The 16800-nt window shown below is 71.6% G+C and carries 17 protein-coding genes, 1 pseudogene and 1 riboswitch; of the genes and pseudogenes, 8 read left to right on the top strand and 10 right to left on the bottom strand.

Annotation, left to right across the window (positions count from 1 at the left end):
• Positions 1–8: 8 nt before the first annotated feature.
• From E6R60_RS37330 to E6R60_RS10600, 4 genes and pseudogenes are all read left to right on the top strand, one after another.
• Positions 9–764, top strand: a pseudogene (locus E6R60_RS37330) (cellulose binding domain-containing protein); the annotation flags it as partial.
• Positions 765–987: 223 nt separating this feature from the next.
• The gene (locus E6R60_RS10590) at positions 988–3393 is read left to right on the top strand and encodes a glycoside hydrolase family 6 protein (protein ID WP_276613953.1); all 2406 of its coding nucleotides are present in this window, start codon (positions 988–990) and stop codon (positions 3391–3393) included.
• A 253-nt stretch (positions 3394–3646) separates the two neighbouring features.
• The gene (locus E6R60_RS10595) at positions 3647–4360 is read left to right on the top strand and encodes a lysophospholipid acyltransferase family protein (RefSeq protein ID WP_136326215.1); all 714 of its coding nucleotides are present in this window, start codon (positions 3647–3649) and stop codon (positions 4358–4360) included.
• A gap of 64 nt (positions 4361–4424) precedes the next feature.
• Positions 4425–5474 (top strand): NAD-dependent epimerase/dehydratase family protein, encoded by a 1050-nt coding sequence (locus E6R60_RS10600; protein WP_136326216.1) that lies wholly within the window; start codon positions 4425–4427, stop codon positions 5472–5474.
• A gap of 71 nt (positions 5475–5545) precedes the next feature.
• Here the strand turns inward: E6R60_RS10600 and E6R60_RS10605 are convergent, their stop codons facing one another.
• From E6R60_RS10605 to E6R60_RS10640, 8 genes are all read right to left on the bottom strand, one after another.
• Positions 5546–7123, bottom strand: coding sequence for an alpha/beta hydrolase (locus E6R60_RS10605; protein WP_136326217.1), 1578 nt, complete (start codon positions 7121–7123; stop codon positions 5546–5548).
• Between the two features lie 155 nt (positions 7124–7278).
• Positions 7279–8052 (bottom strand): urease accessory protein UreD, encoded by a 774-nt coding sequence (locus tag E6R60_RS10610; protein ID WP_136326218.1) that lies wholly within the window; start codon positions 8050–8052, stop codon positions 7279–7281.
• Positions 8049–8726, bottom strand: a complete 678-nt coding sequence (gene ureG, locus E6R60_RS10615) for an urease accessory protein UreG (RefSeq protein ID WP_136326219.1) — start codon at positions 8724–8726, stop codon at positions 8049–8051. Before ureG ends, E6R60_RS10610 begins: the two co-directional genes overlap by 4 nt.
• A gap of 86 nt (positions 8727–8812) precedes the next feature.
• Positions 8813–9475, bottom strand: coding sequence for an urease accessory UreF family protein (locus E6R60_RS10620; protein WP_136326220.1), 663 nt, complete (start codon positions 9473–9475; stop codon positions 8813–8815).
• A gap of 12 nt (positions 9476–9487) precedes the next feature.
• Complete coding sequence (locus tag E6R60_RS10625) at positions 9488–11209, bottom strand: urease subunit alpha (protein WP_136326221.1); 1722 nt, start codon at positions 11207–11209, stop codon at positions 9488–9490.
• Positions 11202–11513: an urease subunit beta gene (locus tag E6R60_RS10630; protein WP_136326222.1), complete on the bottom strand. Its 312-nt coding sequence runs from the start codon at positions 11511–11513 to the stop codon at positions 11202–11204. Before E6R60_RS10630 ends, E6R60_RS10625 begins: the two co-directional genes overlap by 8 nt.
• 11 nt (positions 11514–11524) lie before the next feature.
• Positions 11525–11827, bottom strand: a complete 303-nt coding sequence (locus tag E6R60_RS10635) for an urease subunit gamma (protein WP_136326223.1) — start codon at positions 11825–11827, stop codon at positions 11525–11527.
• A 138-nt stretch (positions 11828–11965) separates the two neighbouring features.
• Entirely contained in the window at positions 11966–12595 is a 630-nt protein-coding gene (locus tag E6R60_RS10640) for a TetR/AcrR family transcriptional regulator (protein ID WP_136326224.1), read from the bottom strand.
• A 109-nt stretch (positions 12596–12704) separates the two neighbouring features.
• Here E6R60_RS10640 and E6R60_RS10645 point away from each other — a divergent pair, with 109 nt between their 5' ends.
• Positions 12705–13697 (top strand): ABC transporter permease, encoded by a 993-nt coding sequence (locus E6R60_RS10645; protein WP_136326225.1) that lies wholly within the window; start codon positions 12705–12707, stop codon positions 13695–13697.
• A 64-nt stretch (positions 13698–13761) separates the two neighbouring features.
• Here the strand turns inward: E6R60_RS10645 and E6R60_RS10650 are convergent, their stop codons facing one another.
• Positions 13762–14046, bottom strand: a complete 285-nt coding sequence (locus tag E6R60_RS10650; protein ID WP_136326226.1) for a type II toxin-antitoxin system Phd/YefM family antitoxin — start codon at positions 14044–14046, stop codon at positions 13762–13764.
• 94 nt (positions 14047–14140) lie between these two features.
• Here E6R60_RS10650 and E6R60_RS10655 point away from each other — a divergent pair, with 94 nt between their 5' ends.
• The 3 genes from E6R60_RS10655 (at position 14141) to E6R60_RS10665 (ending at position 16064) form a co-directional block, all read left to right on the top strand.
• Positions 14141–14776 carry an ATP-dependent Clp protease proteolytic subunit gene (locus E6R60_RS10655; RefSeq protein ID WP_136326227.1) on the top strand — a complete coding sequence of 212 codons (636 nt, stop codon included), beginning with the start codon at positions 14141–14143 and terminating at the stop codon, positions 14774–14776.
• 7 nt (positions 14777–14783) lie between these two features.
• Entirely contained in the window at positions 14784–15092 is a 309-nt protein-coding gene (locus tag E6R60_RS10660; RefSeq protein ID WP_136326228.1) for a hypothetical protein, read from the top strand.
• Positions 15093–15392: 300 nt separating this feature from the next.
• Positions 15393–15587: riboswitch (cyclic di-AMP (ydaO/yuaA leader) on the top strand.
• Positions 15588–15590: 3 nt separating this feature from the next.
• Positions 15591–16064 carry a C40 family peptidase gene (locus E6R60_RS10665; RefSeq protein ID WP_136326229.1) on the top strand — a complete coding sequence of 158 codons (474 nt, stop codon included), beginning with the start codon at positions 15591–15593 and terminating at the stop codon, positions 16062–16064.
• Here E6R60_RS10665 and E6R60_RS10670 read toward each other — a convergent pair.
• On the bottom strand, positions 16046–16744 hold the full coding sequence (locus E6R60_RS10670; RefSeq protein WP_136326230.1) for a LysE family translocator: 699 nt from the start codon (positions 16742–16744) through the stop codon (positions 16046–16048). The genes E6R60_RS10665 and E6R60_RS10670 overlap by 19 nt on opposite strands.
• Positions 16745–16800: the final 56 nt, after the last annotated feature.

Here is a 16800-nt window from a genome sequence, read left to right on the forward strand (position 1 = left end):
GCGCGGAGTCCGGCGGCGGGGAGGACACCCAGGCGCCGACGGCGCCGGCCGGCCTGGCCGTGACCGGCACGACCAGCGGCTCGGTCTCCCTGGCGTGGACCCCGGCGACGGACGACACCGGCGTCGCCGGGTACGACGTCTACCGCGACGGGGCGAAGGCGGGCTCCACCACCTCCGCCTCGTTCACCGACACCGGTCTCGCCGCGTCGACCTCGCACAGCTACACCGTGCGCGCCAGGGACGCGGCCGGGAACACCTCCGCTCCCTCCGCGGCGGTCAGCGCGACCACCGCGGCAGGAGGGGGCGGGAGTAGCGGCTTGCTCAAGGCGCAGTACAAGAACAACGACTCCTCGCCCGGCGACAACCAGATCAGGCCCGGCCTCCAGCTGGTCAACACCGGCACCACGGCGGTGGATCTGAGCAAGGTGACCCTGCGCTACTGGTTCAGCGGTGAGTCCGGCTCCGCCTCGTACGGCACCTCGTGCGACTACGCGGTGATCGGCTGCGGCGCGGTCACCCACCGCGTGGCGACGGCCGGATCCGCGAAGCCGGGCGCGGACCACTACCTGGAGGTCGGCTTCACCGGCGGCAGCCTGGCCCCCGGCGCCTCCACCGGGGAGATGCAGCTCCGGTTCAACAAGGCCGACTGGTCCTCCTTCAACGAGACCGACGACTACAGCAGGGCGGCCAACACCGCCTTCGCCGACGCCTCGAAGGTCGGGGTGTACGTCAACGGCGCCCTGTCCGCCGGGACCGCACCGTGACCGGCCCCTGACCGGCCGGCCACCCACCCACTCCCGATGGCGGGCTCTCCATCCACCCCGCTCTGCCCGCCATCGGGGAACCACCCACCCCCGTCCCCACCCACGCACCACGGCGTCACCGTCCCCGCTGACGGCGCCCCGAGGGGCCCCGGCCCCACGCAACACCCCCACGACCCGTCTGCGGGGAGCTTCCGCAGGCGTATGAGAGGAGCACGGAGCCGCAATGAGTACCAGAGGCACGATCACGCACGGGCTGCGCCGGAGGCTGGCCGCAGCCTCCGCCCTGGCCATGGGTGCCGCCCTGATGGTGGCGATCCCCGCCACCCCCGCGGCAGCAGCCGCACGGGTCGACAACCCCTATGTGGGCGCCAAGGCATACGTGAACCCGGACTGGTCCGCCAAGGCGGCGGCCGAACCGGGTGGCGCCGCCATCGCCGACACGCCCGCCTTCGTCTGGATGGACCGCATCGCGGCCATCAGCGGCTCGGCCTCCGCGATGAGCCTTCGGGAGCACCTCGACACCGCTCTCGACCAGGGCGCGAACCTGTTCCAGGTCGTCATCTACGACCTGCCGGGTCGCGACTGTGCCGCGCTGGCTTCCAACGGCGAACTCGGCCCCACCGAGCTCGACCGGTACAAGAACGAGTACATCGACCCGATCTCCGACATCCTCGCCGACCCGGCGTACGCGAGCCTGCGGATCGTCACCATCATCGAGCCGGACTCGCTGCCCAACATCGTCACCAACGCGGGCGGCACCGCCGGTTCCACGGACGCCTGCGCGACGATGAAGGCGAACGGCAACTACGAGAAGGGCGTCGGCTACGCCCTGCACACCCTCGGCGCCATTCCCAACGTCTACAACTACATCGACGCCGCCCACCACGGCTGGCTAGGCTGGGACAGCAACATGGGCCCGGCAGCCACGGAGTTCAAGAAGGCCGCCACGTCCGAGGGCGCCACGGTCAACGACGTGTCCGGCTTCATCGTGAACACGGCCAACTACTCGGCCCTCAAGGAGCCGAACTTCAAGATCACCGACTCGGTGAACGGCACTACCGTGCGCCAGTCCAAGTGGATCGACTGGAACTACTACACCGATGAGCTGTCGTTCGCCCAGGCGCTGCGCACCCTGCTGGTGAGCCAGGGCTTCAACTCCAACATCGGCATGCTGATCGACACCGCCCGCAACGGCTGGGGCGGCACCGCGCGGCCGACCTCCGCCGGTCCGCTGACGAGCGTCGACGCCTACGTCAACGGCGGCCGGGTCGACCGGCGCATCCACGCCGGCAACTGGTGCAACCAGAGCGGCGCCGGCATCGGCGAGCGTCCCACCGCGGCCCCTGAGGCCGGCATCGACGCGTACGTCTGGGCCAAGCCCCCGGGCGAGTCGGACGGCAACAGCGCCCCCGTCGAGAACGACGAGGGCAAGGGCTTCGACCGGATGTGCGACCCCACGTACACCGGTAACGGCCGCAACGGCAACAGCATGACGGGCGCGCTGCCGAACTCCCCGCTCGCGGGTCACTGGTTCTCCGCGCAGTTCCAGGAGCTCGTGCGCAACGCCTACCCGCCGATCGACGGCGGTGGCAACCCCGGGGGCGACACCCAGGCGCCGACCGCGCCGACCGGTGTGACCGCGACGGCGAAGACCAGCAGCAGCGTGTCGTTGTCCTGGACCGCGTCGACCGACAACACCGGCGTGACCGGCTACAACGTGTTCCGTAACGGCGTGCAGGTGGGAACCTCCACCACGACCTCGTACACCGACTCGGGTCTCACGGCCTCGACCGCCTACAGCTACACGGTCAAGGCGAAGGACGCGGCCGGCAACGTCTCGGCGGCCTCCACCGCGCTGTCCGTCACCACCTCCGCGGGCGGCGGCACCGGTGACACCCAGGCGCCGACCGCGCCGACCGGTGTGACCGCGACGGCGAAGACCAGCAGCAGCGTGTCGTTGTCCTGGACCGCATCGACCGACAACACCGGCGTGACCGGCTACAACGTGTTCCGTAACGGCGTGCAGGTGGGAACCTCCACCACGACCTCGTACACCGACTCGGGTCTCGCGGCCTCGACCGCCTACAGCTACACGGTCAAGGCGAAGGACGCGGCCGGCAACGTCTCGGCGGCCTCCACCGCGCTGTCCGTCACCACCTCCGCGGGCGGCGGCACCGGAACGGGCGCGCTCAAGGCCCAGTACAAGAACACGGACTCGTCCGCGACCGACAACCAGATCCGCATGGGCCTGCAGCTGGTCAACACCGGCACCACCGCGGTGGACCTGTCCACGGTGAAGCTGCGCTACTGGTTCACCCCGGAGGCCGGGTCCTCCACCTTCGGCACCTCGTGCGACTGGGCGGTCATCGGCTGCGGCACCCTGACGCACAGCGTGAAGACCGCCGGTTCGGCGGCCGGCGCCAGCCACTACCTGGAGGTCTCCTTCGGCAGCGGCACCCTGGCGGCGGGCGCGTCGACGGGTGAGATCCAGATGCGGCTGAACAAGAGCGACTGGTCCAACTTCAACGAGGCGGACGACTACAGCCGTTCGACCTCGACGAGCTACGCCGACGCGCCGAAGGTCGGCGTGTACGTGGCCGGCACGCTCGCCTGGGGCACCGCGCCCTGACCCCGCCGTCCGGCCCCGTCCCCGTACTGACACGGTGACGGGGCCCGGACCCCGGGTTCCCCTACGGACCTGCCCCCTGCCGGAAAGCCGGCAGGGGGCGGTGTCATGTCACCGTCTCGTACAACCTCGCGCCCGCCCCCGTCGCGCACGCTTACAAGAGGCGCCGGACGGCTCTAGGCTGTCTTCATCGAGACATCCACTGACCTGGGAGAACGCAGTCCCGGAGCCGATCCGGCAGAGCTTGGAGCCGCCCGTGTTCTATTACGTGCTCAAGTACGTCGTCCTGGGGCCGCTGCTGCGGCTGTTCTTCCGTCCCGTCATCAACGGCATGGAGCACATCCCGGCGGACGGCGCGGCGATCATCGCCGGCAACCACCTGTCCTTCTCCGACCACTTCCTGATGCCCGCGATCATCAAGCGGCGGATCACCTTCCTCGCGAAGGCCGAGTACTTCACCGGCCCCGGCGTGAAAGGCCGTCTGACCGCGGCGTTCTTCCGCAGCGCCGGCCAGATCCCGGTGGACCGCTCGGGCAAGGAGGCGGGACAGGCGGCGATCCGCGAGGGGCTCGGGGTGCTGAGCAAGGGCGAACTGCTGGGCATCTACCCCGAGGGCACCCGTTCGCACGACGGCCGGCTCTACAAGGGCAAGGTCGGGGTGGCGGTGATGGCCATCCGGGCGCGGGTGCCGGTGGTGCCGTGCGCGATGGTCGGCACGTTCGAGATCCAGCCGCCCGGCAAGGTCGTCCCCCGCATCAAGCAGGTCACCATCCGCTTCGGCGAGCCGCTGGACTTCTCCCGCTATGCCGGCCTGGAGAACGAGAAGGCGGCGATCCGGGCGGTCACCGACGAGATCATGTACGCGATCCTCGGTCTTTCCGGTCAGGAGTACGTCGACGAGTACGCGGCCAAGGTGAAGGCGGCCGAACAGGCGGAGAGCACGGGGAAGTTCCCGAAACGGCGACGCTGACGGCGGATCCGCGCTCGGCGGAAACCGCTGGTCCGGGCACTGCCCAGCCCCTAGCGTGCGATGCATGAGCAAGGGACACGCATGGGTGCTGGGAGCGACGGGCCAGATCGGGCGGGCTGCGGTGCGCTCGCTCGTCGAGGACGGCTGGGAGGTCACCGCCGCCTCGCGCGGCGGCGACCGTGACAAGAGCTGGGACGGGGGTGTGCGGACGGCCGCGCTGGACCGCGACGAGGACGGTGCGCTCGCGGCGGCGCTCGGTGACGGCTGTGACGTGCTGGTGGACATGGTGGCCTACGGGGAGGGACATGCCCGGCAGCTGACGGCGCTCGCGGACCGGATCGGCTCCGCGGTGGTCGTCTCCAGCGGGGCGGTGTACGAGGACGACCGTGGCCGCAGTTTCGATACGCACGACGACCCGGACGGAGCGCCCCGCTACCCGGTGCCGCTGCCGGAGACGCAGGCCACGGTCGCACCGGGCGGGGCCACGTACGCGACGCGGAAGATCCGGCTGGAGCGCGACCTGCTGGCAGCGGGTGACGCCCTGCCGGTCACGCTGCTGCGGGCCGGCGCGGTCCACGGTCCGCACTGCCGCTCACCGCGCGAGCTCTACTTCGTGAAGCGGGCCCTGGACGGCCGGGCGCGGCGGGTGCTGGCGTACGGGGGGACGTCTCGCTTCCATCCGGTCCACGCGGCCAACGTCGCGGAGCTGATCCGGCTCGCGGCTCGGAAGCCGGGCTCGCGGGTGCTCAACGCCGCCGATCCGCAGGCGCCGACGGTCGCGGAGATCGGCGAGGCGGTGGACGCCGTACTGGGCCGGAGCACGCGGACCGTACTGATGCCGGGGCCCGCCACGCCGGAGGGGGTGGGAGAGACGCCCTGGACGAGCCCGCATCCCATCGTCTACGACATGTCGGCCGCGGAGCGGGAGCTCGGGTACCGGGCGGTGACGGGGTACGCGGAGTCGCTGCCGGAGACGGTCGCGTGGATCGTCGGGCGGCTCGCGGACCGGGACTGGGCGGACGCCTATCCGGCGATGCTGCGGGCCTACGGCGCCCGGCTCTTCGACTACGCGGCGGAGGACGCCTGGCTGGAGCGGTACGACCGGGAAGCGTGAGCCGGCCGTGGCAAAGGGAACGGGAACGGGCCGCCGGTGACGTACCGGCGGCCCGTCCCGTCACTCGCCTGCTACGGCTTCGGCGTGGCGTGCGGGGTGCACGTCACGTCGTGCCGGTCGGTCTTCCCGGTGAGCAGGTAGTTGTCCACCCGCTCGTTGATGCAGGGGTTGACCAGTCCGGTGACGCCGTGCGAGCCGGCGCCCTCCTCGGTGATGAGGCGTGAGCCGCTGAAGCGCTTGTGCAGTTCGACGGCGCCCTCGTACGGAGTGGCGGCGTCACGTGTGGACTGCACGATCAGCACCGGGGGCAGGCCCTTGCCGGTGCGGACGTTCAGCGGGGTCTGCTGCTTGGCCCCCCAGGTCGCGCAAGGCAGGTTCATCCAGGCGTTGGCCCAGGTCATGAACGGGTAGTCCTTGTGCAGCCGGGTGTTGTCCCGGTCCCACGTGCGCCAGTTGGTGGGCCACTTGGCGTCCGCGCACTCGACCGCGGTGTACACGGCGTTGCTGTTCTCGGACCGGATGTTGCCCGCCGTGTCCGACAGGTCGGGCGCGGCGGCGTCGATCAGCGCCTGGGTGTCACCGGCCCGGTAGGCGCTCCAGGTCCGGGCGGTGGGCGCCCAGGCGGAGTCGTAGTACGGGGCGCTCTGGAAGAAGCCGATGAGCTCGGCGGGGCCGACGACGCCACCGATCGGGCTCTTCTTCGCGGCCGCGCGCAGCTTCAGCCACTCCTCCTCGACCTTCTGCGGCGTGTCGCCGATGTGGAAGACGCTGTCGTTGGCGGCGACCCAGGCCTTCCAGTCGTTCCAGCGCATCTGGAAGGCCACGTCCTGGTTGAGGTTGGCCTGGTACCAGATGTTGTCCTTGGCCGGGTTGACGACGCTGTCGACGACCATGCGGCGGACATGGGACGGGAAGAGGGTGCCGTAGACCGCGCCCAGGTAGGTGCCGTAGGAGACGCCCAGGTAGTTGAGCTTCTCCTCACCGAGCGCGGCGCGGATGACGTCCAGGTCGCGTGCGGTGTTGGGGGTGGTCATGTGCGGCAGCATCTCGCCGCTGCGTTCGGCGCAGCCGTCCGCGTACTCGGCCGCGAGCTTGCGCTGGGCGCGCTTGTCGGCCTCGGAGTCGGGCACCGGATCGGCCTTGGGCGCCTTGACGAACTCCTGCGGGTCGATGCAGGAGATCGGCGCCGAGTGGCCGACGCCGCGGGGGTCGAAGCCGACGAAGTCGTAGGCCTTCGCCGCGTTGGCCCAGAGCGGGTTCTTGGTGAGGATGCGCTTGGGGAACGCCATGCCCGAGCCGCCGGGACCGCCGGGGTTGTAGATCAGGGCGCCCTGGCGCTCGCTGCTGGTACCGGTGCTGACGTGCCGGTCGACGGCTATCTTGATCTGCTTGCCGTCGGGCCGCGCGTAGTCGAGCGGGACGGTGACCCATCCGCACTGGATCGGCGCGGAAATGGCCCAGTCGGCCGGACAGTCCGCCCAGTCGATACCGGACCTGGCCGCGCGTGCGGCGGCCAGCTGGACGCCGCGTGCCTCGGAGCCGTTGTGGTGGCGGCCGTCGGCGGTGGCAGCCGGTGCGGCTATCGCGCCCGCTATGAGCGTGCCCGCGATCAGAGCGCCGGCCGAGCCGAGCGCTGCTGTGCGTCTCAAGTGGAACCTCCCCCATGGTGAAGCGCCTTCGGATGCGGCGCTGTTCAGTAGGAACCTCCCGCGGATCCTGTCGTCTGTGGGCCTCCCGGCAACAGAGCGCCCACCCACTTCTTTACCGAATCGATAACCGGACACCGGAGTCCTGCCAGCGGTGTTCAGCCGCTCGCGCGGTCCGCCAGTTCGTCCGCCGCCCGGTCCAGCACGGTGCGCAGCTCCCTCGCGTCGGCGGCCAGGGCGGTCACCAGGACGGCGGGGCCCGCGAGCCGGGTGAGTACGGCTGTGGGCCCCAGCAGCCGGGTGTCCGGCCCCTTGTCGTCGAAGGCCGGGTCGACGAGCAGCAGTTGGCCGACGGCCCGGTGACCGCCGAGCACGGCCGGGCCGTCCCAGCCGCCTGGCGCGCCCGGCCCGTACGCCGTCTGCTGATCGAGGAGCGGGCGTCCGCAGCGGCGGACGGTGAGCCGGCTCAGGAGCGTGCCGGTGGTCTCGCCGTGCCGGCCGAGGACCTGCTCCTCGCGCAGCATCAGCCGGGCTGTGGGGGCGAGTTCGGCGACGGTGGTCATGTGCAGTTCGCTGCCGTGCGCCGAGACGAGCTGCTCGGGAAGCCAGTCGAGCCCGGCCCCGTCCTCCACCTTCAGCGTGATGTCGTAGCGGGCCGGCTCCGCCCGGGGACCGGTCCCGGGCAGGGCGATGGTGGCCGCCGCCGAGCCGACGCCGAGCCGGGCGCCCTGCCCGATCCGCACCTCGATGGCGAGCCGGTCGCCGCCGAGCGGGGCGCTCATCGCGCCCACGACGGTGACGCGCGCGGCTCCCGGAAGGGCGGCCCTCGTGCGGCGCAGGGCGAGCGGTCCGTCGCTCTCCAGGACGGGGAGCGTGGTGGCGCCGCGCCCGTCGCGTACGGCGCTGATGCGGGCGGTGGCGCGGACGCTCACGCGGTCCAGGAGGCGAGTCGCCCCCGCACCCAGTCGGCGATCGGGCCGACGCCTTCGCCGGAGGTGAGCGAGGTGAAGGCGACGGGCCGTTCGCCGCGCTGCTGAGCGGCGTCGCGGGCCATCCGCCCGAGGTCGGAGCCGACGTACGGCGCCAGGTCGGTCTTGTTGATCACCAATAGGTCCGACGTGGTGACGCCGGGGCCTCCCTTACGGGGGATGTCGTCGCCGCCCGCGACGTCGATGATGAAGATCTGGGCGTCCACGAGACCCTTGGAGAAGGTGGCTGTGAGGTTGTCGCCGCCGGATTCCACGAGGATGAGGTCGAGCGGTCCGACACTGTCCTCCAGGTCCTCGACGGCTTCGAGGTTGGCGGAGATGTCGTCACGGATGGCGGTGTGCGGGCAGGCGCCCGTCTCGACGGCCTGGATCCGCTCCGGGGGCAGGACCGCGTTGCGCAGCAGGAACTCCGCGTCCTCGCGGGTGTAGATGTCATTGGTGACGACGGCGAGGGACAGCTGGTCGCGCAGGGCCCGGCAGAGCGCGGCCACGGTGGCGGTCTTCCCGGACCCGACCGGTCCGCCGAGGCCGATGCGCAGGGCGCGCCGGGTGCCGTCGGGGCGTGCGGCGTCGGCGCCGACGGCTGCCGGGCCGTCGTGGACGTGGTCGAGGTGCATGGTGCGGCTCCTGTGCTGTTCGGGCGGGGCGGGCGCGGTTCGGCGGATTGAGCCGTCCGCACCCGAGGGTCATGGGGTGCGCCGGGTCATGAGGCGAAGAGCCGGACCGGTCGTCCGGCGTGGGCCTCCGCGGCGATGTCGAGCAACGGGGACGACGCGGCGGGCAGTTCGTCGATCGGACCGCGACCGGCGGCGGCGGCCCGTTCGGCGACGAGGTCGAGTTCGGGGGCGAGGCGGGCGAGTACGGCGGTGGCTTCGAAGGGGTTGAGGGAGAGCAGCCGGACGACGGCGGTGGCCGGTCCGCCGACCGTCTCGTACGCGGCGCAGTGTGCGGCGTCCTCGGGTCCGAGCCCCGCCGCGCGCGCGGTCAGGCCGAGGACGACCGGCTGGTGGGCGCCGCGCGGCCGGGCCAGGGCGAGTGCGTCGAGCTCCTCGTCCGGCCAGGTCGCGCGGGCCGCTCTCATCAGCTGCCGGCCCAGCTTGTGGGCGGCCGCCCGCAGGGCGGGTGAGGGCGTACGGGCGTCCGCGGCCTCGTCCAGGGCCAGCGGGTCGTGCCCGTGGGCGGCCGCCGCGGCGAGCGCCGCGGCGGTGAGTCCGGCCGTGTGGAGGCGGCCCCTGCAGAACGCGGCGAGGTCCTCGGCGGTGCGGATGCGCCCCGCCACGACAGCCGCCTCGGCTCCGCCGGAGTGGGCGTGGCCTCCGGCGGGAAAGCGGCCGTCGGCCAGGACCAGCAGGGCGGCGCGGCTCATCGGCATCCGTTCTCAGAAGAGGAAATAGCGCTGGGCCATGGGCAGTTCGGTGGCGGGTGCCGGTTCCACCGGGTCACCGTCGATCGTCACGGCGAAGCTGTCGGGGTCGACGTCGACCCGGGGCAGCGCGTCGTTCTCCCGCATGTCGGCCTTGGTCACGCCCCGGGTGCTGGTGATCGGTACGAATCGCTTCCCCAGTCCGAGCCGCTCGGGCAGCCCGTCCTCGATCGCCGCGGCCGACACGAAGTTGAACGAGTTGGCGGCCGGGGCCCTGCCGATCGCCCCGAACATCGGTCGTGGCAGGACTGGCTGAGGGGTGGGGATGGAGGCGTTGGCGTCGCCCATCTGCGCGTACGCGATCTGGCCGCCCTTGATGACCAGCTGCGGCTTGACCCCGAAGAAGGCGGGATCCCACAGGACCAGGTCGGCGAGTTTGCCGGTCTCCACGGAACCGATCTCCCGGTCGAGCCCTTGGGCCACCGCCGGGTTGATGGTGTATTTGGCGACATAGCGACGGACTCGACGGTTGTCGGCCCGTCCGTCGCCGGGCAGTGCTCCGCGCCGCTGCTTCATCACATGGGCGGTCTGCCAGGTGCGCAGGACGACCTCGCCGATGCGGCCCATGGCCTGCGAGTCCGAGGAGATGATCGAGATGGCGCCGAGGTCGTGCAGGATGTCCTCGGCCGCGATGGTCGAGGGCCGGATCCGTGACTCGGCGAAGGCCAGGTCCTCCGGCACGGCGGGGTTCAGGTGGTGGCACACCATCAGCATGTCGAGGTGTTCCTCGATGGTGTTGACGGTGTGCGGCCGGGTCGGATTGGTCGAGCTGGGCAGGACGTACGGCTCCGAGACGACGCTGATGATGTCGGGAGCGTGCCCGCCGCCGGCGCCCTCGGTGTGGTACGCGTGGATGGTCCGCCCGGCGATGGCGGCCAGGGTGTCGGCGACGAACCCCGCCTCGTTGAGCGTGTCGGTGTGGATGGCTAGCTGGGCCCCGGTCTCCTCGCAGACGCTCAGGCAGGCGTCGATGACAGCGGGTGTCGCGCCCCAGTCCTCGTGGATCTTGAACCCCAGTGCTCCGCCGCGCAGTTGGGAGTGCATGGCGTCGCGGGACATCGTGTTGCCCTTGCCGAGCAGGCCGATGTTGACGGGGTACGCCTCCAGCGCCTCGAACATCCGGGCCAGATGCCAGGGCCCGGGGGTGATGGTGGTCGCCTTGGTGCCCTCGGCGGGACCGGTGCCGCCGCCGACCAGGGTGGTGATGCCACTGGAGAGCGCCTGGTCGACCAGGGTCGGCGAGATGAAGTGGACATGGGCGTCGATGGCGCCCGCGGTGAGGAACTTGCCGTTGCCCGCGATGATCTCGGTCTCGGGGCCGATCACCAGGTCCGGATGGACGCCGTCCATCGTGTCCGGGTTGCCGGCCTTGCCGATCCCGGTGATCCGGCCGTCGCGGATGCCGATGTCCGCCTTGACGACGCCCCAGTGGTCGATGACGACGGCGCCGGTGATCACGGTGTCCGGCGCGCCTTCGGCGCGGGTGGTGCGCGCCTGCCCCATGGACTCACGGATCACCTTGCCGCCGCCGAACACCGCCTCGTCGCCCGCGCGTCCGGGCCCGCCGCAGCGGTCCTCCTCGATCTCGACGAGCAGAGCGGTGTCGGCGAGACGGATCCGGTCGCCGGTGGTGGGGCCGAACAGGTCGGCGTACACGGCGCGGGACAGTTCAGCCATCGAGGGGCCCTCCGGTCTCTCCGCGCAGGCCGGGGACGATGCGCCTCCCGGCCAGCGGGACGAGTTCGACGTCGACGGGGATGCCGGGCTCGAACCGGACGGCGGTCCCTGCGGCGATGTTCAGCCGCAGTCCGCGGGCGGCTCCGCGGTCGAACGCGAGGCCGGGGTTGGCCTCGGCGAAGTGGTAGTGCGACCCGACCTGGACCGGCCGGTCGGCCGCGTTGAGCACGGTCAGGCCGGTGACGGGCCGGCCCGCGTTGAGCGGCACGGGCCCGTCCGCGTACAGGATCTCTCCCGGAATCATCAGCGCCCCCGTCAGACGATCGGTTCGTGGACGGTGACGAGCTTGGTGCCGTCGGGGAAGGTCGCCTCGACCTGCACGTCGTGGATCATCTCGGCGATGCCGTCCATGACGTCGTCGCGGGTGAGCACCTTGCGGCCGGAGGCCATGAGCTCGGCGACGGTACGCCCGTCGCGCGCACCCTCCAGGAGGTGGGAGGTGATGAGGGCGACGGCCTCGGGGTGGTTGAGCCGCAGCCCGCGCGCGCGGCGCTTCTCGGCCACGTCCGCGGCCACATGGATGAGCAGGCGTTCCTGCTCGTGCGGGGTCAGTTGCACGTGTCCACCTCATCGTCGTCCGCCCGGTACCGGCCCCGGGTGCAGCGAGACACTAGCCGCCTTCAACAGGTTGTTGAAGGCTGGACCGGTGCCGCACGGCGAGGTATTGCACGTTAGAGCCGAAGTTTTTCCGGCGCGTTAACTGACCTTTTGCAGATCCATGGACATCAGCCCGCGCAGGCCGTTCTCCAGGACCTCCGGTCCCGCGTCGCCGAACAGGGCGAGTTGGGTGATGAAGCCCTGGGCGACGGCGATCAGCGTGCGGGCCACGTGCTCGTCCGGCACACCGGCCGCGAGCACCCCGCTCGCCCGGTACTCCCCGACCAGTTCGGCCCAGGAGGCCCGAAGACCCGCGTACGCCTCACCGAGCGTGGCCGCCAGGCGCTCACTGCGCAGCGCCTCCGACCACACCTGGAGGATCAGCCCGGCGTACGCCTGCCGGTCCAGTCCGCCCCGCCCGCTCGCGTCGTCGCCGAACAGGGTGCGCACCACACGGCCGATCAGCACATCGGGGGCGGGAGGAGGGGCTACCCGTGCGGCGCGCTCGAACGCCTGGCGGACCCCGCCGACCGCCTCTCCCGCGATGGCGGCGATCAGGTCCTCCTTGCCGGTGAAGTAGCGGTAGACGGCACCGGCCGAAAGTCCCACCTCCTTCAACACGTCCTGCATGGAGGTGGCGTGGAAACCGTCGCGGGCGAAACAGCGGGCCGCTCCGTGGAGGATCTGCCGCCGGCGGGCGTCGAGGTGTTCCTGGGATACACGGGCCATAGGAACAATCTAAAACGAACGTTCCTTCTTGACAAGCGCTCCCCGCGGACGGGACAGTGGCGCCGCACGTAAAACGAACGATCCTTCTCTTTGAATCGAGGCCCCCGTCATGTCCGCTGCCCCGAACCGCCGTTTGGTGGCGGTCGTCCTGCTGGTCCCCGTCCTGGTGGCGCTCGCCCTCTGGGCCTTCGCCTGGCCCGCCGCCCGCATGGCTCCGCGCGACCTCCCCGTGGGAGTCGCCGGCTCCGCACCTGCGGCCGACCGGCTCCAACAGCGGCTCGAACAGCACGAGGGCGCCTTCGAGATCCACCGCTACGCGTCCGAGGCCGCAGCCCGCACCGCGATCGAGGACCGGTCCGTATACGGTGCGGTCGTCGTCAGCCCGAAGGGCCCCGCACTGCTGACCGCGTCCGCCGCCGGCCCCGTGGTCGCCCAGTTGCTGCGCGACGCGGTGACCGCGTCGGCCCCCGCGGGCACCGTGGCGCCCGTCACGGACGTGGTGGCGGCACCGGCAGCCGACCCCCGCGGCAGCGTGCTCGGCGCGAGCATCCTGCCGCTGGCGATCGCGGGGGTGGCCACCGGTTCGGCCGTGACGCTGCTGCGGCTGCGCGGCGGGCACGCGGTCGCGGCACTGCTGGGCGTGGCCGCCCTGGTGGGTGTCATCGCCGCCGCGCTCACCGACAGCTGGCTCGGGGTCATCACCGGCGACTGGTGGCCCGAGGCGGGGACGCTCGGCCTCACCGTGCTCGCCATCGGCGCGACGGTGGCGGGGCTCGCCGCACTGATCGGACCGGCGGGCATCGGCCTGGGGGCGCTGGTCATGGTCCTCGTGGGCAATCCGTTCTCGGGCGTCACCAGCGCGCCGGAACTCCTCCCCCGGCCGGTCGGGGTGATCGGCCAGTGGCTGCCGCCGGGCGCGGGCGGTTCGCTGCTGCGCTCCGTCGCGTTCTTCGACGGGCGTGCGGCAGGCGGCGCGGCCCTGACCCTCGGCCTGTGGGCCGCACTGGGCCTGACCGCGGCGATCGTCGGCGGCCGGCGCCGGCCCGGCACCCCGGACGCGCCCGAGCCCGCGCCCGCGCGAGAGCGCGCCCTGGCGGGCTGACCGCCGAACGCACCGGGGCCGTGCACCTCCCTCGAGGGGAGGTGCACGGCCCCTGCGCGTTCGGTCAGTCGACCGGGCCCTGCCCACCTTGGTACTCGGCGGCGATCCCGAAGCGATGCCGTTCGCCGGGAGCGGACGCCGAGGAGCCGATCGAGGAGACCGAGCGGATCACCTGTTCCCGCTCGGCCGCCTCCTCGCTCTCAAGTCGCTCCAGGTCAGCGGCCGATACGAGCGCCACGAGCGGCTTGCCGTGCCGCGTCACGACCACGCGCTCGCCGCCGTAGACGACCCGGTTGATCAGTTCTGCGAGCTCGGCCCGGGCTTGCGTCACCGGAATCTCATACGCCATGCTCCCATCATAACCTTCTGTACGTCCTGTACATTTTTTACAGACGTGCTGCGGCGTCTTCGCGGCCCCGCGCACCTCGGAGGAGAGGCCCGCCATGTACCGCCCCGCCGCCCGCCACGTACTGCCCGAGTTCACCGAGCGCACCTCTCAGGGGAACCGCACGCTCGACCCGTACTCCAAGCTGCTCGCCGAACGCGTCGTGTTCCTCGGCACGCCCGTGGACGACACGGCGGCCACCGACCTGGTAGCCCAGTTCATGTACCTGGAACACGACGCGCCCGACCGGCCGATCCAGCTCTACATCAACTCCCCGGGTGGGTCGTTCGGAGCCATGACGGCCATCTACGACACGATGGCGTTCCTCGCCTGCGAGGTGGAGACCTTCTGCCTCGGCCAGGCGGGGGCCGGCGCGGCCGTGCTCCTGGCGGCGGGCGCCCCCGGCCGGCGGCACGCCCTGCCGGGCGCGCGCGTCGTGGTGCAGCAGCCCGAACTCGCCGAGCCCGTACAGGGGCAGCCGTCCGACCTGGAGATCGAGGCGCGGGAGCTGGCCCGGATGCGCGAGACGCTGACCGGCATGCTGGTCCGTCACACCGGCCGCTCCGCCGCGCAGATCACCGCCGACACCGAGCGCGATCTCATCCTCGACGCCGAGGGCGCCAAGGACTACGGGCTGATCGACCACATCGTCCAGAACCGCGGACTGCCCCACCTTCCGCGCCCGGCACGGTGATGTGGCCGTGGAGTCGCCGGAGTTCGCGCCCCTGCCCGCCCTGACCCGCGCGGAGGGCGAGTTCATCGACCGCTACCTGCAAGTCCTCGATCAGGTGGGCCGGATCAATCCGGTGCACGGCGCCGACACCTACGGCGCCCTGCGGGCCGCCCAGGCGCTGGTCTCGTACTCGGTCGCGCTGCGGGAGGCGCTCGCGTTGATGCACGAGCGGGGCGAATCACGGATCCACGCGGCCACGTTGACCCGGGCGTTGCGCGTTCTGGACGGCGAGCGGCGCTCCGGCCGGGTCACCGTGCCGCCCGCCCCTCCGAGTTGAGCGCCCCGGACCGACACGCCCGGCACATGGACCGAATTTTCTCGCTCGTTCGGCGTAGACGTTCCCTCGCGCGAGGGACAACTCGATTTGCGCTTTCGAAGGGGACGAGGGGCGGAATCTCCCGTTCCGTCGCTGGTACGGCACCGGCCGGCGAGCCCCGGCCGTTCCACGAAAGTCACCCGCCCACCCGAACGGGCCATCCGTGATGAGCCTCACATATAGCTGTTTCACCTCGGAAATCCGGCACGCGGTGAGTCAAGATCCCTGGGACGACAAGCCCCCGCCACCGCGGCGGGGCGGTCCGGGCGGACGCCGAGTCCTGCCGCCGTCCGGATGCCTGGTCGACAGGAGTGGATCGGCAGGAGTGGAGGACCCAGCACAACGGGCCGACCGGATTTCCGGTCGACCCTCGGGGTGAAGCCGCATACGCGGCCGGGCGACTTCGCCGGCCCGAACCCGACAGGTCATCCTTCACAGGCGGCTGACGAAGGGTTGCGCATGACTGCGCAGGTTCATGTCCCGTCTCTGCTCGCCCGGGCCACCACGGCCTCGGTGATGACTCTCGCCGCCGTCGGCGGCACGTTGTTCGTTCCCGGCGCCGTGACCGACGCCCAGGCCGCGACGCATGCGATGAAGGCGCTCAACATCGCCGCGTCGAAGAAGGGGGCGCCCTACCGGTGGGGCGCCACCGGGCCCAGCCGCTTCGACTGTTCCGGGCTGACGCTGTACTCGTTCAAGAAGGCGGGCAAGAAGCTCCCGCGCACGGCACAGCAGCAGTACAACAAGACCCGCCACATCTCGTCCTCCCAGCGACAGCGCGGCGATCTGGTCTTCTTCCGTTCCGGCCGCAGCATCTACCACGTGGGCATCTACGCGGGCGGCGGCAAGATCTGGCACTCGCCCAAGACCGGGGCCGTGGTCCGTCTGGAGAAGATCTGGACGAGAAGCGTCTCCTACGGCAGGGTCCGTTGATGCCGCTCCCCCGTACCGGACCGTACGCCCGCCTCAGGGCAGCAGCGGGCCGTCACCAGGACGAGCCCCAGTGCGGTGAGTGCCGCTCCGCTGCCGCCCTCGATCGCCCGGGCGGTACGCGGCCGGCGCAGCCACCGGCCCAGGCGGTCCACCAGGAGTGCCACGGCCGGGAACCAGATCAGCGCCATCAGCACGACGATCGCGGCGAGCAGCAGCGTCCTGGGCAGGGGCGCGGCCCCGGCCGGCACGAACTGCGGCAGAAGGCTGAGGAAGAGCACGGGCGCCTTGGGGTTCAGCGCGTTGGTCAGGAATCCCTGGCGCAGCGCCCGCCCGGTCCCCCTCGCGGCCCGCTCGCTCTTCCCGTCCTCCTGCCCGGGCTCCGCCATCCGCGCGCGGCGCCGCCGGGCCGCGTACAGGGCGCTGATGCCCAGGTAGAGCACGTACGCGCCGCCCAGGATCTGGACCGTGCGGAACAGGGCGGGCACCGCCACGAGCACCGCGGCGAGGCCGGCCACAGCGAGGGCGGTGTGCACGAGAAGGCCCCCGGCGACCCCGAGAGCGGTCGCCACGCCTTCCGTGCGCGAGACGAGGGCGTTGCGTACGACGACGGTGAAGTCCGCGCCCGGCAGGGCGACCATGGCGGCGGCGACCCCGACGAAGGCGGTCAGTTGGGTGTCCATGGCTCCACCCTGGACCCGGAGAGCCTTTAGCATGTACTTGCAATCTCTGGGGCCTG

This window comes from Streptomyces sp. A0642 (genome assembly GCF_004795105.1).
In the GTDB taxonomy this organism is placed as follows: domain Bacteria; phylum Actinomycetota; class Actinomycetes; order Streptomycetales; family Streptomycetaceae; genus Streptomyces.